Here is a 23,930-nt window from a genome sequence, read left to right on the forward strand (position 1 = left end):
CTATCAAACAAACAGGCCACCCTCAGGTGGCCTGTTGCCTCTGTTATACCAATCTCAGAAAGTCATCTGCACCCCGGCAAACAGGCGTCGACCATAGTGGTTGATAAAGTAAGGCCGGCTGTCATCACCCACATTGGCCTCCTGCTTGGCGTCACTGAGATTGACTCCCTGCAGCAGCAGCGTCACGTTTTCATTGAGGTGGTAGCTGAGGTTGGCGTCCAACTGGCCGTAACCCTGCTGGTACCAGCGCATATCGCCCACCACACCGGCATAGTAGCTGCCCCGGTAGTTGTAGGACAGACGCACGGACAGGGCGTCTTTTTCATAGTAGACAGTGGCGTTATAGGTATTCTCCGAGTTATTGGGCAGCTCTTTGCCTTCCTCGTCCATCTCGGCATCGGCGTAGGTATAGTTGGCCAGCAGGCCAAAGCCGTTGTCGAAATCATGCTGCAGATTCACCTCAACGCCCTGGTTTACCCCGCCATTACTGTTAACCGGGGTTTTCAGGTTGTACTCATCCACATTGCCTTCATCGTCGGGCAGCATCACCGGGAAATACTGCTCGTCGATATAGGTGCTGATGTCCTTGTAGAAGAAAGCCAGGGACAGGATGGACGAGTCGGTAAAATAATACTCGGCTGAGATATCGTACTGGGTGGCCCGGTAAGGATCCAAATTGGGGTTGCCCTGGAAGCCCGGATTTTTCGGGTTGGACCAGGCGCTTAAACGGTACCCACGACGACTGGTCAGCAGATCGTAGTCGGGCCGTGACATGACCTTGGCTGCGGCAAAACGCAGGATCACGTCCTCCTTCAATTGGTAATTCAGATTCAGGCTGGGCAGCACGTCAGTGTAATCCCGCTCGACAATCACCGGCACCCAGGTCCAGGTTTCCGGCGCCCAGGTATATTTCATGTAAAAGTCCACCCCTTCGCTGCGCTGCTCGGTGCGGGCATAGCGCACGCCGATATTGCCGCTGAGCTTGTCAAAGGCAAAATTGCCCTGCACATAGGCGTTGGTGACTTTCTCGGTCAAATCGAAACCGTATTGCAGATGGTCATATTCACGCAGCGGCTCGGTGGTGGCAGTCCATTCGTCCCAACTGGCATAGCGGAACTGGTAGAGATCCGACTGGCTGTGACCCTCTCCCATAAAATCATCCACCAGCGCGCCGTCGGTAAAATCCGCCAATGTCATGGCGCCCACATCATCAGGGTGCCAGACCACCTTAAACAACGCAGACGTCTTGTTATGATCCCGGTATTTCAGGCCAAGGTCCACGGAACTCAGCCAGTCGGAGTCCAGCAGCCAGTTAAGGTCCGTCTGCAGGTAGGTTTCCTGCTGGGTGTTGCTGATCAGATTCCGGTGGGTGTACAGGCCGGTATAGCCACCAGGGGTCAGGTCATCGGGCAAGTCGTAGTGGATCTGCCCGTCACCCACCTCAAAGCCCACCAGGGCCGAAGCCTGGAACTCCACCTGGTCGTCCTGGATTTCCCCTTCGGCTTCGGTATGACCGAGCTGGGTAGTCCAGGTAAAGTTATCGCCACGGTATTCCAGTTGCAGATCATGCACACGGGTATCATAGCTGCCGTCATGGCTGCCCGCGCTGTAGAGCACTTCCCTGGCCCAGTTGGCATCGGCCTCATTGGCCGGCACCTGGCCGGATACTATGGTATCGCCATTCAGTTGCGGGTTGATGATTTCATTGACACTGCCCACCACATAGGCACCGTTGGCCACCTGCTCGTTGCTGACATCGACGCTGGAATACAGATTATTGAAAATCAGCTTGAAGTTATCGCCGGCGGCATATTCGAAGGTGGCGGTCAGGGTATTGAGATCCTTGTCTGACTCGTAACGTGATGCCCGGGCCTGAGATGGCGCATACAGGGTGTCTCCACCAAGCTCGGCAGGCACAAAGCCGGCGGTGGTGACACGGTCACGGCGGATGCCGTTGCCTTTGTGTACGGCCCCCAGGTTGACACCAAAATCGGACGCCTGGTTCTTCCAGGAGTAGAATCCGGACAGCAAAGGGCTGTGCTCACCGCTGCTTTCCTGGTAGGCATCCCGGGCCGACAACACCAGATAGTTGCGGTCGGTGGACAACGGCTTACGGGTTTTGACAATCACGGTCCCGCCGATGGAGCCTTCGTCCACCTTGGCCTGGGCCGACTTATGCACCTCCAGGGTCTCCACCACTTCGGCAGGCAACAGCGAGTAGTTAAAACCCCGGGAAGGGGTGAGAATGGAGGTGGATGCCGTGGCTGAGGCCACATTCTGGCCGTTGAGCAGCGTCAGGTTAAGATGCGGGGCGGTGCCGCGAATGCTGACTTTGTCGCTCTCGCCATCGGTCTTCTCCACCTGCACGCCTGTGATCCTTGACATGGCGTCCGCCACCGTCTGATCAGGAAACTTGCCGATATCCTCGGCGGAAATGGCATCCACGATAGTGCTGGATAGCCGCTTGATATTCAGGCTTTTTTGCACCGATCCGCGGAAGCCTTTAACCTCCACCACTTCCACTTCGTCCTGTTTTTCATCCTGCGCCAGGGCAGGCAACGCCTGACCGGCAAGCAAAGCGACCTGTACGGCCATAAAAATTCTGTTGTGTTTGCGCATCATGGTTTTCCTGTTTAGGCATATTCCTTCCATTAACAAAATTACAACACAGAATTATTTATTACAAACAATTGATCACATAAGGAATAATAAATATTTCTATATAAAAAATTAAAAGGAATAATTTATACACAGGAAAGGAGTTCAGGCACCACTGCCCAACAAGGCCGGCCCAATCGCCGCCGTTTTAAGGACCAGGTGCCAATAGGAGGGATGAAACTAAAGTATGTGATGGGCCCGCCAGAAGGCCAGGGCGGCCTCCAGCGTCAGCTGTGGAGCTTCCAGGTGGGGGTAATGTCCCACATCGGCCAGTTCAACCACATCGGGTTGGACAACTAGTTCCCGGTAGCGATTGAGCATGTTTTTGCCGGAAATGGGATCCGCTATGCCGTTGATCAGGCGCACAGGACACGGGGGATGTTGCAACGCCCCTACCCAACGGGTACGAAACAGCTCGCGCTCCTTCATGTACTGAATAATGCGCGGCACCACCCGCTTGCCGCCCTTGGTCTGCAATAACTGCCAGTATCCCCGTATGTCTTCCCTCTTTAGGGGGACAGCGCAGATTCGATCAAAATTGCGCTCAAAGCTGGCATAGCTGATGAGTCTTGCCACCAGGCCACCAAAAGGACTGAGTAACATTTTCTGAATAAGAAGCGGTTGATGGGTTTCCGGGAACAGCCCGCCGTTGAACAACATGGCGCTGTCGATAGTCGGTCCACCGGGCTCCCGCGCCAGGCTCAGCAGCTCCTGGGCTACGGTGTCACCGTAGTCATGGGCCAGCAGATTGACCCGCCGCACCCGCTCTTTTTCCAGCAAGCGGATGCACAACCGGGCCTGTACCTTGAGGGAGTAAACATAATGCTTGGGCTTGTCACTGAAGCCGAATCCGAGCAGATCCAGGCTGATCAGGCGAAAGTGTTGTACCAGCTCTGGCCACAGGGCCCGCCAGTCCCAGCTGCTGCTGGGGAAACCATGGATTAACAATAGGACAGGCTTATCCTTATCGCCGTCAGTACGATAGAAAATCTCATGTCCTTCGAAATGAAAGACCTGTCCCTGGGATTGCCATTCTTGCAGTGAAAACATTGGGCTGCTGACTCTTATTCTGATCCGGTGACTATACCCTGCCCGGGCGGCCCATGCCATGGCTGATGCCTCAAATGCGGTTCATTGAGCTCTCATAAGCCGCCGCTGGGCCTGCTTCAGTCGCCCTGCTCCGGCGTTGCAACGACCTCTTGTATCTGCCGGTTCTCAGGGGCCAGCGCCAGCGCTTTGCGATAGCTGAGCCTGGCATTAGCCGAATCAGGGTAGTCCTGCAGTTATAGGCAAAGAGCCGGAAAGCCCGCTCGGTCTGCCCGAGGCCAAACAGAGGGTAGCCCAAATCATTAATCAGCCCTTGTGTATCCTGATAGGCAAAGGCTGGCTACATCTTCACATACATCCATACCCCGGCGGCAATCATAAACAGATTCTCGGTCAGGGAGATAAACCCCAGCGGCACGTCGCTGTTGCCGCCCACACAGGCGCATTTGAGCTCGCGCTTGTCGATATACACGCCCTTAAATACCGAGACGGCACCCACCGTACCGATAAACAGTGAGATGGGCGCCACCAGCCAGGCCCAGATACCGGCAAGCATGCCGATGCCGGCCCAGGCCTCGGCAAAGGGATAAAGATAGGCGTAACGCACCCAGCGCTGGGACAGCAGATCATAGCCCAGAAACTGATTGGTAAAGGCTTCCACATCCTGCAGTTTCTGCAGAGCCAGCAATGCCATGCTGAAGGCAACAAAACGTTCTACTGTGGGGATGGAAACCAGCGCCGTGCCGGTGGCCCAGTTCACGGCCAGGGCCATCAACAGTGCGATAAGGAAGATCGCGATCACCGGCCGGTAACTCGCCGCCATTTCCTCACCCGGCTGGGTCTTATCGAAGTACGCCAGCAGATCGTCGTAACCGCCGATACGGGTGCCGTCAATAAAGGTCTGTGGTGTGGAATCCACCTGGTGCTTTTCCTGGAAGGCGTCGGTTTCCTCTCGGGTGGTCAGGTGGTGGTCCTCTACCTCATAGCCTTCGCGCTCCAGCAGCGCCTTGGATTTGAGCCCGAAAGGGCAGAGGTGATCCTCCATTACCATTCGATGCAGTTCAGCTGTTTTTGCCATCGGTAAGTTCTCCTTGAAGCATTACTACTATTTAATACCAATCGGATTAATCTTTAGTGTATTCAGCGAAAGACAAAATGTTCGATACCAAGGCGCTCGTATGAAGGTCTAGTGGCGCTAAATCGAATGCGAGCAACACAGGTAGCGGGCATTTTGACTTCGCCCACTGGGAGCGCCATGGATGGCGTGAAGTAGAACAACGCAGGAGCAGTTGTCGAGAGCGCCCAGGAAGGATTATTTCTGCGTTCCGACATCTCGACATAGCACCACTATGCCTTCGAAGCCGCGCCTTGAACTAATCCTTCCTGGGCAGCTCTGATTGCACTAAAGATTAATCCGATTGGTATAAGCTAGTGGTTGCGCCTGACAATTCAAGGGGCGGGCCAGGGAGTGGAACGTCAAACCGGCACTGAAGATGGCTGTAGTATTTACTTACAACTGGCTGATTATTTTGGGGAATTCTTATCCTGCCCCTGAGTCGAAAAGTCTGTGACGCTTATCTAATCTGTCAAAAATGCAGGAAAAAGTTATGAAAAAGACCCTGAACAAGCTCTATCAGGAAAATCGCGGATTATTGCTGTTTCTCGCCCTGATGCTGGTATTCAGAAGCGCCGTAGCGGACTGGAACGACGTACCTACCGGCTCCATGAAGCCCACTATACTCGAAGGGGACAGAATTCTGGTCAACAAAATGGCTTACGATCTGCGTGTACCTTTTACTCATTTGTCCCTGCATAAGTTCGCCGATCCGGCCCGGGGCGACATTATCATTTTCGACTCGGCAAAAATGAATGAACGGTTGGTCAAGCGGGTGGTGGGCGTGCCCGGCGATCGGCTGGAGATGCAAGACAATGTGCTGTTTATCAACGGCCAACGCCTGGACTATGTTGCCTTGCCCGAACAAGGGGACTATCAGGAAGATCTGCTAGGCATCCGGCATGCCGTCAGGATTAGGCAGGCGGGCTCACAACTGGACAGCTTCAATGCGGTGACCGTGCCACCGGGGCAGTATCTTGCCCTTGGTGATAATCGCGACAACAGTGCCGATTCAAGAGTCATAGGTTTTGTGCCCAGAAACGAAATTGTCGGTCGCTCCCGCCAGGTGGTGTTGTCGCTCAATCCCGAACACTACTATCTACCCAGAGCAGAGCGTTTTCTTAAAGCCATCTGAGCCACCTCCTGAGCCGTCCTGCCCCCAGCCTGTGGGGGTAGGGCAGCTTATCCAGTTCACTCGAACTCTTATCGAAAAACGTCATAAATCAATGGCCAACCCGCGGGCAGCCGAGGCTGTCCACTACACCCATTCTCTGCCCCTGAAGGCTTCCAGCACCCTGACAAACTCCGTCATCTGTTCCGGCGTGCCCAGCGACAATCTGTTCCAGCCATCCTCAGTGGTCATTCTGCGCCCAACCTTGATGCCGCTTTGCAGCATACGCTGCTGATAATCAACCAGTGGCCCGTTAATCCGGTGCAGGACGAAATTGGTATAGCTGGGAATGTAGGCCAGTTCCAGCCTGGCCAGTGCGCTTGTCAGGATCTGTCTGGCCTGTTGGTTGGATTGACGACTGTAGTGGTAAAACTGCTCGTCGAGCAGGGACGCTGCAGCGGCCGCCAGACCCGTGACATTCAAATTAAAGCCGGCCGAGTACTGGTCTATGGGACGGGCCGTCCCGGGCGTTGCGATTCCGTAGCCGATTCTCAGACCGGCCATGCCGTAGATTTTGGAAAAGGTACGGGTGACCAGCAGATTGGGCTGCCCGGCTTTGACCAGTGCCAGGGCCGACTGGTAGTCGCCCTGCCCCTCCGCGTAATCATGGTAGGCCTCATCGAGCAAAAAGAAGTGCTGGTCCGGTGCCTCGGCTAGCCACTGCAGCAACATTTTACTGTCCAGTACCGTGCCGGTGGGATTATTCGGGTTGCACAGGTTGACCAGCAGCCTGCCCTGGTGCTGTCCGGCCCTGGCGCGAAGGGCCGCAAGATCGGTCGCAAAACCCTGACCCACGGGAACCTGGATAACCGGCATTCCCTCTGTGGCGGCATAGCTGCTGACCAATCCGAAGGTAGGCACTGGCTCCAGCAGGCTGGCGCCCTGCCTGGCAAGGTGCCGCACCAGCGCCTTCAGGACTTCAGTCGAGCCGTTGCCAAGGATCAAATGGTCAGTAGTGACCTGCAACCGCTGAGCCAGTGTCTCTTTGACCTGCGCCAGTAATTCGTCCGGATAGCGATTGCCCAATACCAGTGCTGCCTGCTGCGCCGCTTGCAAGGCTTTGGGTGACATGCCCAGGGCATTTTCATTGTAATGCAGCAGCAGAGGGTCGGCATTGGTGCGAAATGCCGGCAGGTCGGGGTCTGCCAGTGCCAGGCGCGGTGTCCAGCCGCCCAGGGCAGTCAATGCGACCGATGTGCCGAGCAGTTTCAATATCCGGCGGCGGTCAGTTAACGAGTCGACTCTTTTCATTTTGTTGTCCTGAATTATTGTTTGTCAGCGTCCAGTTCCATCAGTTCATCCAGTTCCAGTTCGAAGGGATCCAGCAGCCGTGTTACACCCCAATACTCCAGTTGGGCCAGCCACTTCGGATCATCGGCATTATGATCGATAAAGGCATTGAGGAGCGGCATCAGTTCTGCCCTGCCCTGGCTGAGCAGAATATGCCTCGAATAGGTATCGTGGGGGGTCTGGGCAACAAACAACTCACTGGTGTCCACACCATGTTCCTTCCAGTACAGCAGACTGGAGCGAACCATGATGTACGCATCCAACTCGCCGCCCAACAGCTTTTGGTAGTTAGCATAATCACGATCTGCATCTTCCCGATTTAGTAGCTTCTGCTCCGCCAGTTTGTTGATATCCCGGTAAAAGTGTCCCTGGCGTGCACCAATATGCAAACCCGTCAAGTCGGCAGGTTCAGTGTACCGGACCGGCCGGCTTCTAAGGCTGACGATTATATCCGCATCCCAGAAGATACGATGACTGGCCTGAACGTCGGGATCGCGAAAGCTGAACCACAGGGGATTGGCCCACAGGATCAGGTAAGGTTCGCCACTTTCCACCAGGGCATTGAGGTCGGCACGCTCAATATGCACCAGTTCCAGTTGGATATCTTCCTGCCAGTGATTGAACCGTTCCACCCAGGCACGACTGAGATCGGTCGGCTCCCCGGGCAGGGTGAACGGCGGATCAGAATGATAGGAGTAAACCGCATAGACCCTGGGTTCTGCCGGCGTACAGGCAATCTGCAGTATCAGCACCACCAAGGCTGCGAGACACCTGACACAATAGTGATAGTGGGACACAGTTGTCATTTACGGCTCTTAAGTACAGATGACTTAAGCCTAACGGCTTTATGGAAAAAGGAAAAACATGCATTGGCCGGGAAAAATTAGATCCAGGTCAAAGATGGGTATAATTGTCCTTGTGGGCAAAAAACCAACAACGTTATGCTGGGCACAACTGATCGCAGTTCCTTCTGATGGCAATCAGTAAAAGAGGTCCATCTGATGCCTGACAACCTGAAATCCTGCCACTACCTGCTGCAAGCTATGCCAGACGCCACCCTGGTAACGGACGATCAGGGTATAATCAGTCTGGTCAACCGGCAGTTGGGTTTGCTGTTTGGCTACGAGGAGCAGGAGATGCTCGGCCAACCTGTCACTTTCCTGGTCCCCGAGTCCAATCGCAATAAACACCCCGGGCATGTCAGACAATATCTCCAGCAACCGGGTCGTCGAATGATGGGCAGCGCTCTGGAGCTGTCGGGACAGCACAAGGATGGGCGCCTGATCCCGGTGGATATCATGCTCAGCCCTATCGAAGTTGAGGGAAGGCAGTGGATTATCTGCACCATTCGCGACATGAGTGAAGCCAAGCAGATCCAGAATGCCCTGAGCGAGGCCCTGAACCGAGAAAAGCAGTTGGCTCGCTCTGACATGCTGACCGGATGTGCCAACCGGCGGGCCTTTTATGAACTGGCCGAGTATGAAATTGAGCGGGCCCATCGCTACCAGCGCCCCTTTGCCGTTGCCTACACAGACCTGGACAATTTCAAGCATATTAACGATGCATTGGGCCATCATACGGGTGACAGATTGCTGCAAAAGGTCGGCGCTTGCCTGCAAAAGGGCCTGAGAAGTTCAGATACTGTCGCCCGCCTCGGCGGCGATGAATTTGCCCTGCTGCTGCCGGAAACCGATCTGAACCTGGCCACCAGCCTGGTAGCCAGGCTGCGTCAAAGGCTGCTGAACGAAATGCAAACCCACCGCTGGCCGGTAACCTTCAGCATCGGCGTATTGGCCTGCGAGGCCAGTCCTCAGGATGTGGATCATCTTATCCGCATGGCCGATGAACTCATGTATGGCATCAAGCAAAAAGGCAAGAATGCCATGGACTGCCGGTTATTTTCCCATGGACAGGAACTGGCTCCGCCCTCAATCTGAGCTAAGTCACTGATCATCCAGCAGCTCTGTCAGTCCTTCGGACGCAGGCCGGTTTTCTTTATCCTGCAATCCATACACAGGAATAACCTGCCATATCACAGCACCTGGCTAATTTACGTACAATCCGACCCTCGCTACTGGCAGCCGGAAGCCAAAGGTATCCCCACAGGCAATTCAACGGACTGCTTGGCACGAAGGGGGCCACCTGAACGCCCGGGCCCAGTTTGATATCCCGTTAGTCGTTGAGCGGTCTTCACTGCTCAAATTTGAGGTTTAGCTATGTCGTTTTCCCGCAATGCCGGCTGGTGTTCCCGCCTTGGCCGCCAGCTCTTAGTACTGTCATGTTGTGCATTAACCTTCACTCCTGCTTTGGTCAATGCCGCACCAGCAAGGGATATCACTATAAAACACGCCGTCGTGGCTGAGATAGGTCATTTGCGGGCCAAGCCCGACAGCAACAAGTTTGAACTGTCCGTCAGCAGCTCCAGGGCCGCCCACCGGTTTGAACTGGAGGAGAACAAGAACCTGTTCAAGGGCCTGGACGCTGATATGTCCAACGGCGAGCTGGTACTTTACAAGGGTAAGCTGAAAGACCATCCCCGCTCCTGGGTCAGGCTGTCCTATATTGACGGCGGCTACTCCGGCGCTTTCTTTGATGGAGAGGATCTTTATTTTATCGAACAGGGCAGTAACGTGAAGGACGCCCTGACCAACCACAACCTGCTGGACAGACTGGCGCAGAAAGGCCGGCGCGATGTGATTTTCAAAGCCTCGGATATCGAGCATCACGGATTGTGCGGCATGGAAGGGCCCGCGCACTTCTCTGACTCCTCTTTTGACTATCAGCACTATGTGCAGGATCTCAACGAGCTGGCTGCTACTGCCCCCAGTAAAGAGCTGGAACTGGCCGTCGTCGCCGACACCCAGTTCAATATGGCCTATGCTGGCAATGGACTGGAAAAGATGCTGGCGGAGATGAATATTGTCGATGGTATCTTTTCGGAGCAGGTGGGCGTGCAGTTGAAGATAGTCCAAAGTCATGTCATGTCTGACGACGGCTATCTCACCGCCACTAACGCCAGTACCCTGATCCAGGACTTCCGCAACTATGTTCACAGTGAAATAGGAAACCCGGGTCTTACTCACCTCTTTACCGGCCGGAATCTGGACGGTAGCACCGTGGGTATCGCTTACCTCTCTGCCATGTGCTCCAGTTATGGGGTTGGCATTACCCAGAAATACGGCAGCATGACGGCGCTTATCGCCGCCCATGAGATTGGCCACAACTTCGGGGCGCCCCACGACAATCAGTCCGGCTCAGCCTGTGCCACCACCGGCGGTACATTTCTGATGAATCCGATGGTCAATGGTAACGATCAGTTTTCTACCTGCAGTCTGCAGCAGATGAACAGCCGTATTCAAAATGCCTACTGTCTTAATGAGCTGGACGGTCTGGCCCCGGTTATCAGCTCGACAGCCGGCAACTCAGCCAGGGTCGGCCTGGCCTATGCCTACGACGCCGATGAACGGATTGATGTCAGTGGGGGCACAGGGCTGAGCTACCGGCTGGACTTTGGCCCTGACGGAATGATTATCGAGGCTGACGGCAGAATCGTCTGGACCCCGACAGCTGCCCAGGAAGGCACACAAGTAGCGCAGATAACCGTCAGCAACGCTTTTGGCAGTGACTCGCAATACTTTGAAATTGAGGTGGCATCCGCCCCCGCGCCTGCCGGTGACGTCATCGATTTCAGCCAGTTCTACCTTGGCAGCTACGGCGGCACCCAGGACAAAACCGGCCCGGTCAGCATTGAGGATCAGGGCAAGACTCTGAGAATGCAGGGCAACCGCTGGAAGTATATCGACTATCCCTATGTGGTCACTGCCAATACCGTGCTGGAGTTTGATTTCAGCAGCTCAAAGGAGGGCGAAATTCACGCCATAGGTATGGATACAGACGGCCAACTGAGGCAGAAGCGCATCCTGCAGCTTTACGGCACGCAGCCTTACGGCAAGATGCTGAGCCGCTATAACGGTAAGGGCCAGTCCCAGCACTATGTGGTCCCTGTCGGGCTTTACTACCAGGGCAATATGAAAACCCTGTTCTTCGGTATGGACCATGATGTGAGCAACCCCACCGGGGAAAGCGTATTCAGCAATGTACGGGTCTACGAGCAAAGCAGCGAACAGCTAAGCTTCAATTTCAATGATACGGAGATCCTCAGCTATGCTGGCGGACAGGATAAGACGGGGTCGGTGCACATCCTTGAAGATGGCAATGTCCTGCGCCTGCAAGGCAACCTCTGGAAAGCCATCAGCCTGTACACCCAGATAGATAAGGACTCGGTGCTGAGCTTCGACTTTATGAGTGACAGCAAGGGCGAATTGCACGGTTTAGGTTTCGATAATGACGACAAGGAAACCGCCGACAAGATCTTCACCCTCTACGGTACCCAGAGATATGGCAACCAGACCTACAGCTACACCACTCCTGGCCAGTATCAGCATTTTGAGATTCCGGTGGGACAGTTCTATACCGGTACTTTCAATAAGCTGTTCTTCATGATGGATCATGATGTGAGTAATCCAACCGGGGTCAGTTACTTTAAAAACATCAGTATCCGCTGATGACTCCCTGTCAGGCCGTCCCTGTGACGGCCTTTTTTTAATCCGGTGACGCCGGTATCATTTTTTTTGCCGGCTGTTGCTCGAAGTCTCTTCGCAACTCGCTGAACAAGGTCTCCCCCACCAGCCCGTCCAGAGAGGCAATGACCTCATCCAGCGTTGTGTCCCGGCTGCGACAGCACCGCAGATAATCTTTCATCAATGTGGTCAGCCGCATATTGTGATCTTCGGCCAGCCGCTGATCCGCCAGGACGAAAAACCAGGCTCCACCCCAGTAGGCGGCGGGATACTGTTTTTGCTCCATCAGGCGTCTGGCTACCGAGGCCGCGCTATGCTCACTGTTGTACCAGCGAAGGTGGGGTCTGAGCTTACGCCGGTAGTGGTCCATCGGCGTGCCTTCAAGCAATCCCGCCCTGGCCATAATCTGATACTGCATATAGCTGGCAAACCCCTCAGCAAACCAGGATTCCCAACTGCCCAGATAGGGCAGGGCCAGATGGCTGAGTTCATGGTAGGCCGTCCAGTCACGGATAAATCGTTGCAGATCAAAGCGGGTATCCACATAGAAATGCACCGACTGTCGTCCCTTGCGCCAGGTGTTGGCCCAGGGAACGGGTTGGTTGGACTTACGTGGGTAGAGATGCAGGTGCATGACAAAAGGGTAATTCCCCAGAGTCTGTTGGGTAGCCTGCACGGCATGGGCCAGCCAGTCCTCCAATTGCTGCCGCTGCGCCGGGGCGAAGCGTTGCAGGCCTTGCAGGCGGTACGGCGCGTTGTCGCGCCGCTCCTGGGCCGGGCTGGCCGCTGACAGAGTCAGGCAGCTAAGTGCTAATGCCGTGAAAACAGACAGAATAGATCTTTGCATAAGGCAAAGACTGGCAGCTTTTTCGCGATTGACCAGTCCTTTGGTCGGTAAATTTCCCGGTTAAAACGGTTTGGGCACAAGGTCGGGCCTATGTTTCAGCCCACCACCGATAACTTACCCGACTCCAGCCTGCTCTGTTGCAGCTTCTCCAGCATGGCTTTGGGGCACTGGGACTTACGGCAACAACGGGACAAGTCGGCGAAATGCTGGGCGGAGCGTTGTTTCAGTAATGCAGCCAGTATGCCTTTGAGCCAGATCAGGCCCTGATCCCTGTCCTGGCGCTTGTGCCAAAGGATACCGAGTTGGGTGGGTGGCAACTCCACCGGGGTTTCGAACACGGCCAGCTCGCCACTGAATATCTCGCTCTCAATGGCCATGGACGGCACCACACTGATTAAATCGCTCTCCTTCAACAGGGGGGCAACGGCAGAGAAATGATTTACCGACATGGCCACCCTGCGTGTGAGCCCCATCTGTAACAGGGCCACATCCGTCACTCCGGTGGTATCGCCAGACATGGAGACCAGCAGGTGATCCGCCCTGACAAAGTCTTCCAGCTTCAATTCCTTGCCGGCCAGCGGATGCCCGGGGCGCATGGCGCAAACATAGCGTGGAGAGAACAGGTATTCGCTGCGTATCACACTGGACATAATGGTCTGGCCGGCCACCACCATGTCCACTTCGGCATCGTTGAGGATCCGTTCATTATTGACGATGGTGTTGGGGATGGAATGGATATTGATGTGCGGCGCCTGCTGCTCAATCAGACGGCGCAGGGGAGACCAGATCATGTCCACGGTGATATCCGAGGTGGCAATCCTGAAGGTACGCCTGGCGGTCTTGGGATCGAACAGGGTCGGGTCTACCGCATCTTCCAGTTGGCGTAAGGGATCACGGATATGGCTCCACAGATTCTGGGCAAATACCGTAGGCTGAATCCCCCGCCCATCCTTGACGAACAGCTCATCCTTCCAGGCCGTCCGCATACGTGACAGGGCATTTGACACCGCAGGCTGGGTCATGGCCAGACGGTCGGCCGCCCGGGTAATGGCCCCTTCGGTCATGATGGCATCGAAAATCATCAAAAGATTGAGATCCTGGTGGCGCATTCCGGCCTCTCCTTACGTTAGTTGGGTAGAGTATGACACATAATTTTAAATGATGTTACTCATGTGAAATTATAATTTTTATTATCTATTGACCCCGCCCATACTTGCCCGCGTCGCAACTGGTTAAATTAAGGAGCCCACCATGTCTTTACGTCAGAGTTTGCAAATTGGAGTCTTGCTTGGATCCCTGAGCCTGCTGGCCGCCTGCGGATCCGACACTCAGGCCAATCAACAGGCCATGCAGGCGCCCCAGGTGTCGGTCGCACCGGTGATCAGCCAACGCATTACCGAGTGGGATGAGTTCACCGGCAGGCTGGAAGCGCCGCAACGGGTGGAGTTACGCCCCCGGGTATCGGGCTATATCGATCTGGTCGCCTTCGAGGAAGGTGCCCTGGTCAAAGCCGGCGATCCCTTGTTCTTTATCGACAACAAGCCGTTCAAAGCAGAAGTCAACCGCCTGCAGGCAGAACTTGAGCAGGCCGAAAGCCAGGTCAGTCTGGCCCGCACCGAATATGAGCGCGCCCTGAAGCTGGCAGGACAGTCAGCCATCTCCCAGGAGGTAGTGGACAACCGTCGCGCCCAGGTACAACAGGCCGAAGCACGTATCCGTTCGGTAGGTGCCGCTCTGGAAGTGGCCAAGCTCAATCGCGGCTACACCCGCGTAGAGGCGCCGATTTCCGGCCGGGTCTCCCGCGCCATGATCACCCAGGGCAACTATGTGACGGCCGGCCAGAGCCTGCTGACCACTATTGTCTCCACCGATAAGATCTACGCCTATTTCGACGCCGATGAGAAAACCTATCTCAATTATCTGGAACTGGCCAGGGACGGCAGCCGCGCCAACGCCCGGGATGCTGCCCATCCGGTATTTATGGGGTTGGCCAGTGATGACGGCCATCCCTATGCAGGTGTGGTGGACTTTATGGACAATCAGGTGGACCCGCGCACCGGCACCATCCGCGCCCGGGCTGTCTTCAGTAATCAGCAGGGTCAGTTCCTGCCGGGCCTGTTTGCCCGGATCAAATTAACCGGCAGCGCCAGTTATGAGGGCATTCTGATCGATGATCGTGCCATCGGCACGGACCTGAGTAACAAGTTTGTGCTGGTGCTGGATGAGTCCAACCAGGTGCAATATCGCGCGGTGGAGTTGGGCGAGAAGCTGGCCGGCCTGCGTATTGTCAAATCCGGTCTTGTTCCGTCTGATCGCATCGTAGTCAACGGTTTGCAGCGGGTTCGGCCCGGCGCCCCCGTCAGCCCGGAATTTGTCAGGATGGCCAGCGAGGAGCAATTGGAAAACCTGCAGGCCATGCAACAACGCCTGGATAACAGTGCCGACCTGGCGCACCTTGCTGCCAATCACACTGCGACCATAGGGGGCTGAGATGAACTTCTCGCAATTTTTTATCCAGCGCCCCATCTTTGCCGGGGTACTGTCTCTGCTGATCTTTATCGGCGGCGCTCTGGCGGTATGGAAGCTGCCCATCACCGAATATCCTGAAGTGGTGCCGCCAACCGTGGTGGTCACCGCCAGCTACCCGGGCGCCAACCCGGAGGTCATCGCCGAGACCGTGGCCACGCCCCTGGAACAGGCCATCAATGGTGTCGAAGATATGCTGTATATGTCTTCCCAGGCCACATCCGATGGTCGTATGACCCTGACCATTACGTTTGCCATCGGCACGGATCCGGATGATGCCACCACCCTGGTGCAAAACCGGGTCAATCGCGCCCTGCCCCGCCTGCCACAGGAAGTACAGCGGCTTGGCGTGGTGACGGAGAAGTCCTCACCGGATCTGACCATGGTGGTGCACCTGATTTCGCCTGACAACCGCTATGACATGCTCTACCTGTCCAACTATGCGGACCAATATGTGAAAGATGAACTGGCCCGCATTCAGGGCGTCGGCAATGTCCGCCTGTTCGGTGCCGGCGAGTTCAGCATGCGGGTATGGCTGGATCCCCAGAAAGTGGCGGCGCTGGGTCTGAATCCTGGCGATATCGTCAATGCTATCCGCGCCCAGAACCAGCAGGCCGCAGCCGGTAGTCTGGGTGCCCAGCCCACTGGCGACAGCGACTTTCAGTTGCTGATCAACGTCAAGGGCCGCCTGGCCGACGAACGGGAATTCGCCGATATTATCGTTAAGGTAGGCGAGGACGGGCAGATATCGCGGATCCGTGATGTGGGCCGGGTGGAGCTCGGCTCCAACTCCTACGCCCTGCGCTCAATGCTGGATAATCAGCCGGCGGTGGCCCTGCCGGTATTCCAGGCACCGGGCTCCAACGCCATCCAGATCTCTGACGATGTGCGCGCCACTATGGCCACACTCAAGCAGACCTTTCCGCAGGGCGTGGACTATTCCATTGTCTATGACCCGACGGTTTTTGTGCGCGGCTCCATCAAAGCCGTGATCAACACCCTGCTGGAGGCCATCTTACTAGTGGTCCTGGTGGTGGTGCTGTTCCTGCAAACCTGGCGCGCCTCGGTGATTCCGCTGGTAGCGGTGCCCATCTCCCTGGTCGGTACTTTTGCCATCATGCATTTACTGGGATTTTCACTGAACGCCCTGTCGCTGTTCGGCCTGGTGCTGGCCATAGGTATAGTGGTGGACGATGCTATCGTGGTGGTGGAGAACGTAGAGCGGAATATTCACGACGGTCTGTCGCCGGTGGAAGCCACCAAGCAGGCCATGCGCGAGGTCACTGGCCCTATCGTGGCCACCACCCTGGTGCTGGCTGCGGTATTCATTCCCACCGCCTTTATGTCGGGGCTGACCGGTCAGTTCTATAAACAGTTTGCCCTGACCATCACCATTTCCACCTTTATCTCGGCCATTAATTCCCTGACGTTGAGTCCGGCCCTGGCTGCCCTGTTGCTCAAGCCGACCGGTGCTTCCAAAGACTGGCTGACCCGTGGCATGGATAGACTCTTTGGCAACTGGCTGTTTAACCCCTTCAACCGCATGTTTGACCGGGGCGCCAAGGGGTACACCCAGGGCGTTGGCAAGCTGGTGCGCATGAGTGGCATTATCCTGGTGCTATACGCCGGTCTGATGGCCCTGACCTATCAGCAGTTTGCCAGCACACCCACCGGTTATGTGCCGGGCCAGGACAAGATGTATCTGGTGTCCTTCGCCCAGTTGCCTGATGCCAGCTCGTTGGACAGAACCGAAGCGGTTATCCGCCAGATGTCCGATATCATGCTCGAACATCCGGGGGTGGAGCACGCGGTGGCCTTTCCTGGTCTGAACATCAACGGCTTTACCAACAGCCCCAGCAGCGGCATTGTGTTTGCAGCGCTTAAACCCTTTGCCGATCGCCAGAGTGCCGAACTGTCTGCCGGCGCCATCGCCGCCCAGCTCAATCAGCAGTTTGGTGTCATCCAGGATGCTTTTGTCGCCATCTTCCCGCCCCCGCCTGTACAGGGACTGGGCACCATTGGCGGCTTCAGGCTGCAAATTCAGGACCGCGGCAATCTGGGCTTTGAGGAGCTGTACCGGGTGACCCAGGAGGTCATCGGCAAGGCCTGGGCAGCACCAGAGCTGACCGGCAACTTCACCAGCTTCCAGGTCAATGTGCCGCAGCTGGATGTGGATGTGGACAGAACCAAGGCCATGGGCCAGGGCGTGGATATGAACAGTCTGTTCCAGACCATGCAGGCTTACCTTGGCTCGGTGTATGTAAACGACTTTAACCAGTTTGGCCGCACCTATCAGGTCAATGTGCAGGGCGACGAGCAGTTCCGCCAGGAGCCCGAGCAGATTGCCCAACTCAAGGTACGTAACAACGCAGGGGAAATGATCCCATTAGGCTCTTTCCTGAGTGTTGAGCATTCCGCCGGCCCGGATCGGGTCATGCACTACAACGGCTATCCGACAGCCGAAGTCAACGGTTCTCCTGCGCCGGGCTACAGCTCTGGCCAGGCCAGAGCCGCTATCGAGCGGATCCTCAACGAAACCCTGCCGCTGGGCATGAGTTACGAATGGACAGAGCTGACCTACCAGCAGATCCTGGCGGGCAATACTGCGGTACTGGTATTCCCGCTGGTGGTGATACTGGTATTCCTGGTACTGGCCGCCCAGTATGAGAGCCTGACCCTGCCGCTGGCCATTATCCTGATTGTGCCCATGACGCTGCTCAGCGCCATGACCGGCGTGATCATTTATGGCGGCGACAATAATATCTTTACCCAGATAGGCTTTATTGTACTGGTGGGGCTGGCAACGAAGAACGCCATCCTGATCGTGGAGTTCGCCAAGGAGCTGGAAGATAAAGGCATGGCGACCCTGGCGGCCATTAAAGAAGCCAGCCGTCTGAGACTGCGTCCCATACTAATGACCTCCATCGCCTTCATTATGGGTGTGGTGCCCATGGTGTTCTCCGACGGAGCCGGCAGTGAAATGCGTCAGGCCATGGGCGTGGCGGTCTTTTCCGGCATGATCGGGGTAACCCTGTTCGGCCTGGTCCTGACCCCCGTCTTCTATCATTTGCTCAGAAGCCGGCGCCCTGCCAGCCCCCGCCTGCCGGTTACCCAGGAGGTCGCCCATGAACAAGCTTAAATACCTGCCTCTGGCCATCACTCTTTGCCTGGTCCTGCCCGGCTGTGCGTTGGGGCCGGATTATCAGGAGCCCGAGCTGGCCGCCAGCGAACTGGAAAACGCCAGCTTTGGCGGCGCCGACTTTGAATCAGACCAGGCTTTTGAACCGCTCTGGTGGCGCCAGTTCGATGATCAGCAACTGAACAGGCTGATTCAGGCCACCCTGGCGCACAATCCTTCACTCAGTGCTGCCAGGGCCAATATGCAGGCCGCCTACGCCCGTTTTTTGGATATCGGCAATGACACCCTGCCCAGCGGCGACCTGTCAGGCAGCTATCAGGCCCAGGATCAGGTGGTTCCCGGCCAGGGTACTCAGCGGATTAACAGCCGTAGTGTGCGTATTGGCGCGGACCTTAGCTGGACCATTGACCTGTTCGGAAAGCTCCGGCGCGCCACGGAGGCGGCTCAGGCCGACGCCGAGGCCAGCCAGTTCGCCTGGCAGGATCTGCAGGTCAGCCTGGTCGCCCAGGTGGCTGATTCCTATGCCACACTCAACGGCCTCAATGCCCGTATTGAGGTCGCCAGGGAAAATCTGCAAAGCCTGGCCCGTACCCGGCAGATTATTCAGGCCAGATTCGAGTCGGGCTACGCGTCAGAACTGGATCTTTTACGGGTACAAGCCCAGCTCAAAGGCGTTGAAGCCAGCCTGCCGGATCTGGAGGCCCGGGCGCAGCGTACCCGCTATCTGTTGGTCGCCCTGGCCGGTGGCGAACAGAAACTGGGCGGCTGGCAATGGCAGCAGACAACCCTGCCAGGCTTACGCCAGCCCGTTGCCCTGGGCGAACCGGTAGAGCTGTTGCGTCAGCGGGCCGATGTGCGCCAGGCGGAACGCAGACTGGCTGCGGCCACCGCCAGCGTGGGTGTCAGTGAAGCCGCCCAGTATCCGGCATTGTCGGTGACAGGTTTTCTGGGCTTTCTGTCTCCCGGCGCCAGCGAGCTTGGCAGTGAGACCCGTGCCTGGAGCCTGGCGCCAAGCCTGAGTCTGCCACTGTTTGATCTGTCCTCGGTGCGGGCCCGGATCCAGGTGGCCAATGCCAATCAACAGGCTGCCCTGGCTAATCTGCAGCAGCAGTGGTTGGATGCTGTCAGCGAAGCCCAGTCTGCCCTCCACGATTACGCCAAGGTACAGCAGCGCAGTCATTTGCTGGCAGCCCAGGTAGAAGCCGCCAGCAGGGCACTGGAGCTGGCCCAGGTGCAATATGATGCCGGCGCCATTGAGCTGCTGGATCTGCTCGACACCCAGCGTTCCTTGCTGGCCGCCAGGGATAACCTGGTACAGGCCCAGGCTTTGACCTTTTCTGCGCTGACCGAAGTTTACCGGGCCTTTGGCGGTGGCCTGCACGCAGAGAGCCCTGGTGGAGCCTTGACCGCAGACATCCGGCTGGTCACCAACCACCCCAGCTGACCAGCCAACCTTTTGAGGCACCCGGCCGCGACCCTGAGGCGCTCCTTATCGCCAACCAGAACGCCGGGCTGCCTCAATTCACTGTATGGACAAATGTCAGCTAGGGCGTGTTTATCTTTTATATTGGCCTCTGTTGAGAGCTAAAAACCCCTCAATCAAGGCGCGACTAACGCCGTTTAGCCATCTAAACAAGTTGGGAGCAACGCCGAGTGAGGGGTTTTTAGCCTCAACCCTTCGGGCTGGGGCCATTTTTACTCGTATCATCCCTGATACTCGCCGACAAGCGGCCAGCCAAGCTGTTAAAAAATGCTCCCGGCATTTTTTTCCGTCCAGCGGCGTGATATGAAATATATCCCTATATTTCACCTCTTCGAGGCCAGCTTCGCTGTTCCAATGGGTTCCATTCCCATTGGTCAGTCGCTTATTTAGGCCCACTAAACCGCACTCCTTCTTCCTTGCCGGGCAAAAAAATGGCCTCCAGCAGAGCGTCAATATGAAAGATAAACACGCCCTAGTTCAGCCGGGGTTAAGTCCAGCCGGGCTATAAATCAGGCAAGCTGGTTAAAAGGAGGCATGTTATGCCCACCCACCGACATTTGAAATTCCCCCTGGCCCTGTTGATGCTGGCAGCCCTTCTGCTGGTACCAGCCACACGGGCCGAACAGACACAAACACAGGAGACTGCCGCCTCCCTCGATATGGCTGAACTGGACAGCCTGCTGGCGCCCATCGCCTTGTATCCTGATACTTTGTTGTCCCATGTACTGATTGCCGCCAGTTATCCGTTGGAGGTGATACAGGCTGCCCGCTGGCGGGAAAAACACCCGGATTTGGATGCTGCAGAAATACTGGAATCGGTGGAGGACCAGGACTGGGACCCCAGCGTCAAGGCACTGCTGCCTTTTAAGGATCTATTGCAGAAGATGAGCGAGGATCTGACCTGGACACAGGACCTGGGCGAGGCGTTTCTGGCCGATGAGGAGCAGGTGCTGGCGCGCATTCAGGTGCTTCGGGAGCGGGCTTACGAACAGGGTAACCTGTCATCCAATAGTCAGGTGGTGGTGGAAAAAGAGCCCGATGTGATCCGGATTGAGACGGTCAGGCGGGAAACCGTTTATGTGCCCTACTACGATACCCGCATCGTCTACGGTGACTGGTGGTGGCACAACTCTCCCCATTACTGGTCTCATCCCCATTATTACGGTGTCAGCGGTGTGTACTGGGGACCCAGCATCTGGGTGCGCCCCTACTTCTATTTCAGTGCCCTGCACTGGACCAATCGTCATGTGGTGATCAACCGGACCTTTTACCATCAGCGACCCTATCAGTATCCGCGCCGTTATTGGTACCGCGATGTGGGAGACCGCTGGCACCACGATATAAAACATCGCCGCGGGGTGCGCTACCATCACCCGGTTGCACATCGAAAAGTGACGGTAAATCGTGAATACCAGGGCGGTAAGCCCTATTCACCGCCCAGGGTCACCATCGATCGCGGTGCTCAACTGGACAAGGCGGTGCGCGACCCGAGCCGCTACAAATCACCCAGCCTGGAGCGTAAACATCAGCACGAACGGGTCAGGGAACGGATCCAGAGCCTGAACAAACATGAACCAGACAGACGCCTGAACAATAATATGGGCCGGATCCAGAAGGAGCAGCGCAAAATGGACCCGAGGCGCACGCCGGATATCATCGTCAAACCGGCGCGCGTCGAGTCCGCCGGCAAAGAACCACTTCGAAGTCGCTCAGCTGTGCAGCAACCGGCCAGGGTGGAGAATCGCCAGGTACACCGGGCCCAGCCGCAGAAAAGTGTTCAGCCCACCAGGCCGGTGCAGCAGCGGGCCCGCACGGTGGAACGCACGGTCAAGGCTGAACGTCAGCACCAGCCGGCGGGTAAGATCGGGGCCGAACGAGTACAACGACACTAGAAAGGGTTGAAAAGGACGACAGATGCCGTCTGGCAGGGGGTGAACTCCCTGCCAATCCAATGGAAAATAAGATAACGTGAGATGATTGCAAGCCACACTCACGGAATTCCATGTACCAGAAAACCCTTATCAGCCTGGCGGTCGTCACCGCACTGAGTGCCTGTCAGCCCGCCCAGCAGAGCAGTGCCCCCAATACCACCGAGCAGACAGTAGCGGCCCAGACCCAAAGCATTTCTCCTGGCGCCCTGGTGGAGCAGCACACCCTGGCCTTTATGCAGTTGCAACCGGCCCTGTCCACTATGCTGGATGTGCCCCAAGAGCAGGTCGGCGGCCCTTACAACGACAGACTGCCCGATTATTCCGCAGCCGGAATGCAGGAGGTGCAGAATCAGATGCAACAGGCGGCCGATGCCCTGGCCGCCATTGACAAAAGCACACTGGATGCTCCGACCCGCCAGCACCTGCAGATAGTTCAGGTGATTGAGCAGTATTTTGCCGGAGATGCTGATTTCGCCGCAGGCTATATCGATACCTGGGCCGGACATTTGCCCTATATTATCAATCAGATATCCGGCCCTCTCATCGATATTCCCAAGCTGATGCAGGTACAGCAGCGTATCGCCAGTATGGACGACGCCCGGGCTTATCTGGACCGCCTGGCCGCATTGGAAACCATGACCGCAGAGGTGGTCAGTAAATTCAAGGCAGACGCTCAGGCCGGTGTGGTGCTGCCGAAAAAACTGGTGCCCGGGACCCTGAGCTTCTTCGACAGCTTCCTGTCCGCCGAGCCCGCAGGGCATCCGCTGGTAACGACCTTCGCCGAACGCCTTAACAAAGTGCAGGATTTATCCGACCAGCAACGTCAGGAGTTGGTCTCCAACGCCACTGCACTGGTAGCCGAACGCATTTACCCGGCATACCGGTCAGCCCGCCAGGCAGTGGTGGAGGCAGAAGTGCTGGCACCGAAAGGGGATGGTATATGGAGCCAGCCCGGCGGTAGCGACTTCTACCAGCACGCCATTCGTTATCTGGGCGACAGTGATTTGAGCGCAGAACAAATCCATCAGATTGGCCTGAGTGAGGTGGCCCGGATCAGTGCCGAGATGGATAAGATCCTCAAAGACAACGGCTACCAAGAGGGAACAGTAGGCCAGCGTATGGTAGCCCTGGCCGAGCAGCCCCAGTTCCTGTATGCCGATTCCGATGAAGGCCGGGCAGCCTTGCTGGCCAGCCTGAATGTAGAAATAGACAAGATCATGCAAAAGGCACCGGATCTTTACGCCACCATGCCCAGCCAGGCAGTGGAGGTGCGTCGGATTCCGCCGGTGTCGGAAAAAGGCGAAGCGGGAGGTTTCTATACGCCGCCCTCACTGGATGGCACCAGACCCGGCATCTACTGGATTAACCTGCGCGATATGGCCGCCGTGCCGAGCTTTGGCCTGAAGACGCTGACCTATCATGAGGCCGTGCCCGGTCACCACTTCCAGATCGCCCTGAATATGGCTCAGCAGGATATTGGTCTGATGCGTCAGAATGCCCCGTTTAACGCCTTTGCCGAAGGCTGGGCACTGTATTCTGAACTGACCGCCAAGGAAATTGGCATGTATGAGGATGATCCTTTCGGCGACCTGGGCCGCCTGCAGGCAGAGCTGTACCGGGCCGTCCGCTTGGTGGTGGATACCGGCCTGCATGCTAAGCAGTGGACCCGCGAACAGGCCATTGAATATTTCCATACCACCACCGGCACCGCAATGACCGATGTTGTGGCCGAAGTGGAACGTTATATGGCGTGGCCGGGTCAGGCCCTGGGTTACAAGATGGGTATGCTGAAATTTGTCGAGTTACGTGACCTGGCACAACAGGAACTGGGCGATGCCTTTGATATCCGCGCTTTCCACGATCTGATCCTGCTGCCGGGCGCCCGCCCAATGAGCATTGTCGAGCAGGATGTACGGGAGTGGATTGAGCAGAATCGGGCTTGACGAGGGACGAGGGACGAGGGACGAGGGACGAGGGACGAGGGACGAGGGACGAGGGACGAGGGACGAGCAAAAAGTGATCCGCCCCTGAAAAAGTAGACACCTTAATTCAAGAGGTAAGGTGTTTATGAAAGTCACCACAAAAAGACGTTATTCGATGGACTTCAAAATAGCCGCCGTGCAGAAGTCCATCTCTTCTCCTGA

The 23,930-nt window shown here is 56.4% G+C and carries 15 protein-coding genes; 8 read left to right on the top strand and 7 right to left on the bottom strand.

Translation table 11 applies throughout. The features are described 5' to 3' along the window. Positions 1–54: 54 nt before the first annotated feature. The 3 genes from J0A66_RS18270 to J0A66_RS18280 all read right to left on the bottom strand — a co-directional run bounded on the left by J0A66_RS18270 (position 55) and on the right by J0A66_RS18280 (position 4,783). A complete protein-coding gene (locus J0A66_RS18270) occupies positions 55–2,619 on the bottom strand; it encodes a TonB-dependent receptor (protein ID WP_206575295.1) in 2,565 nt (854 codons plus the stop codon). 219 nt (positions 2,620–2,838) lie between these two features. Further along, a complete protein-coding gene (locus J0A66_RS18275; RefSeq protein ID WP_206575296.1) occupies positions 2,839–3,708 on the bottom strand; it encodes an alpha/beta fold hydrolase in 870 nt (289 codons plus the stop codon). 337 nt (positions 3,709–4,045) lie between these two features. Then, entirely contained in the window at positions 4,046–4,783 is a 738-nt protein-coding gene (locus J0A66_RS18280; RefSeq protein WP_206575297.1) for a MauE/DoxX family redox-associated membrane protein, read from the bottom strand. Between the two features lie 529 nt (positions 4,784–5,312). Here J0A66_RS18280 and lepB point away from each other — a divergent pair. Continuing rightward, on the top strand, positions 5,313–5,954 hold the full coding sequence (gene lepB, locus J0A66_RS18285) for a signal peptidase I (RefSeq protein ID WP_206575298.1): 642 nt from the start codon (positions 5,313–5,315) through the stop codon (positions 5,952–5,954). A 123-nt stretch (positions 5,955–6,077) separates the two neighbouring features. Here lepB and J0A66_RS18290 read toward each other — a convergent pair whose 3' ends face one another. Further along, a complete protein-coding gene (locus J0A66_RS18290) occupies positions 6,078–7,241 on the bottom strand; it encodes a pyridoxal phosphate-dependent aminotransferase (RefSeq protein WP_206575299.1) in 1,164 nt (387 codons plus the stop codon). Positions 7,242–7,255: 14 nt separating this feature from the next. Continuing rightward, positions 7,256–8,086, bottom strand: coding sequence for a substrate-binding periplasmic protein (locus tag J0A66_RS18295; RefSeq protein WP_206575300.1), 831 nt, complete (start codon positions 8,084–8,086; stop codon positions 7,256–7,258). Positions 8,087–8,281: 195 nt separating this feature from the next. Between J0A66_RS18295 and J0A66_RS18300 the strand changes: the two genes are divergently transcribed. Then, entirely contained in the window at positions 8,282–9,217 is a 936-nt protein-coding gene (locus J0A66_RS18300; RefSeq protein ID WP_206575301.1) for a GGDEF domain-containing protein, read from the top strand. 417 nt (positions 9,218–9,634) lie between these two features. Next, positions 9,635–11,845, top strand: a complete 2,211-nt coding sequence (locus J0A66_RS18305) for a M12 family metallo-peptidase (RefSeq protein ID WP_206575302.1) — start codon at positions 9,635–9,637, stop codon at positions 11,843–11,845. 37 nt (positions 11,846–11,882) lie between these two features. Here J0A66_RS18305 and J0A66_RS23435 read toward each other — a convergent pair whose 3' ends face one another. Together J0A66_RS23435 and J0A66_RS18315 are read right to left on the bottom strand one after the other, a co-directional pair. Beyond that, positions 11,883–12,707: a hypothetical protein gene (locus J0A66_RS23435; protein ID WP_241264292.1), complete on the bottom strand. Its 825-nt coding sequence runs from the start codon at positions 12,705–12,707 to the stop codon at positions 11,883–11,885. Positions 12,708–12,802: 95 nt separating this feature from the next. Then, positions 12,803–13,816, bottom strand: a complete 1,014-nt coding sequence (locus J0A66_RS18315) for a LysR family transcriptional regulator (RefSeq protein WP_206575303.1) — start codon at positions 13,814–13,816, stop codon at positions 12,803–12,805. 142 nt (positions 13,817–13,958) lie between these two features. On the opposite strand from J0A66_RS18315, the gene J0A66_RS18320 reads away from it, so the two are divergent. From J0A66_RS18320 to J0A66_RS18340, 5 genes are all read left to right on the top strand, one after another. Next, positions 13,959–15,197, top strand: coding sequence for an efflux RND transporter periplasmic adaptor subunit (locus J0A66_RS18320; RefSeq protein ID WP_206575304.1), 1,239 nt, complete (start codon positions 13,959–13,961; stop codon positions 15,195–15,197). Position 15,198: 1 nt separating this feature from the next. Continuing rightward, complete coding sequence (locus J0A66_RS18325; protein ID WP_206575305.1) at positions 15,199–18,372, top strand: efflux RND transporter permease subunit; 3,174 nt, start codon at positions 15,199–15,201, stop codon at positions 18,370–18,372. Continuing rightward, positions 18,359–19,816, top strand: coding sequence for an efflux transporter outer membrane subunit (locus J0A66_RS18330; protein ID WP_206575306.1), 1,458 nt, complete (start codon positions 18,359–18,361; stop codon positions 19,814–19,816). Before J0A66_RS18325 ends, J0A66_RS18330 begins: the two co-directional genes overlap by 14 nt. A gap of 578 nt (positions 19,817–20,394) precedes the next feature. Further along, entirely contained in the window at positions 20,395–21,747 is a 1,353-nt protein-coding gene (locus J0A66_RS18335) for a DUF3300 domain-containing protein (RefSeq protein ID WP_206575307.1), read from the top strand. 110 nt (positions 21,748–21,857) lie between these two features. Continuing rightward, complete coding sequence (locus tag J0A66_RS18340; protein WP_206575308.1) at positions 21,858–23,729, top strand: DUF885 domain-containing protein; 1,872 nt, start codon at positions 21,858–21,860, stop codon at positions 23,727–23,729. Positions 23,730–23,930 lie beyond the last annotated feature (201 nt).

It is taken from the genome of Bowmanella dokdonensis (genome assembly GCF_017254865.1).
Lineage (GTDB): Bacteria > Pseudomonadota > Gammaproteobacteria > Enterobacterales > Alteromonadaceae > Bowmanella > Bowmanella dokdonensis.

Excerpts from the sequence above, each read along its gene's own strand:
- J0A66_RS23435 (WP_241264292.1), bottom strand. The coding sequence starts at position 12,707 with ATGCAAAGATCTATTCTGTCTGTTTTCACGGCATTAGCACTTAGCTGC.
- J0A66_RS18320 (WP_206575304.1), top strand. The coding sequence starts at position 13,959 with ATGTCTTTACGTCAGAGTTTGCAAATTGGAGTCTTGCTTGGATCCCTG.
- J0A66_RS18340 (WP_206575308.1), top strand. The coding sequence starts at position 21,858 with ATGTACCAGAAAACCCTTATCAGCCTGGCGGTCGTCACCGCACTGAGT.
- J0A66_RS18270 (WP_206575295.1), bottom strand. The coding sequence starts at position 2,619 with ATGCGCAAACACAACAGAATTTTTATGGCCGTACAGGTCGCTTTGCTT.
- J0A66_RS18290 (WP_206575299.1), bottom strand. The coding sequence starts at position 7,241 with ATGAAAAGAGTCGACTCGTTAACTGACCGCCGCCGGATATTGAAACTG.
- J0A66_RS18315 (WP_206575303.1), bottom strand. The coding sequence starts at position 13,816 with ATGCGCCACCAGGATCTCAATCTTTTGATGATTTTCGATGCCATCATG.
- J0A66_RS18325 (WP_206575305.1), top strand. The coding sequence starts at position 15,199 with ATGAACTTCTCGCAATTTTTTATCCAGCGCCCCATCTTTGCCGGGGTA.
- J0A66_RS18280 (WP_206575297.1), bottom strand. The coding sequence starts at position 4,783 with ATGGCAAAAACAGCTGAACTGCATCGAATGGTAATGGAGGATCACCTC.
- J0A66_RS18275 (WP_206575296.1), bottom strand. The coding sequence starts at position 3,708 with ATGTTTTCACTGCAAGAATGGCAATCCCAGGGACAGGTCTTTCATTTC.
- lepB (WP_206575298.1), top strand. The coding sequence starts at position 5,313 with ATGAAAAAGACCCTGAACAAGCTCTATCAGGAAAATCGCGGATTATTG.
- J0A66_RS18330 (WP_206575306.1), top strand. The coding sequence starts at position 18,359 with ATGAACAAGCTTAAATACCTGCCTCTGGCCATCACTCTTTGCCTGGTC.
- J0A66_RS18300 (WP_206575301.1), top strand. The coding sequence starts at position 8,282 with ATGCCTGACAACCTGAAATCCTGCCACTACCTGCTGCAAGCTATGCCA.
- J0A66_RS18295 (WP_206575300.1), bottom strand. The coding sequence starts at position 8,086 with ATGACAACTGTGTCCCACTATCACTATTGTGTCAGGTGTCTCGCAGCC.
- J0A66_RS18335 (WP_206575307.1), top strand. The coding sequence starts at position 20,395 with ATGCCCACCCACCGACATTTGAAATTCCCCCTGGCCCTGTTGATGCTG.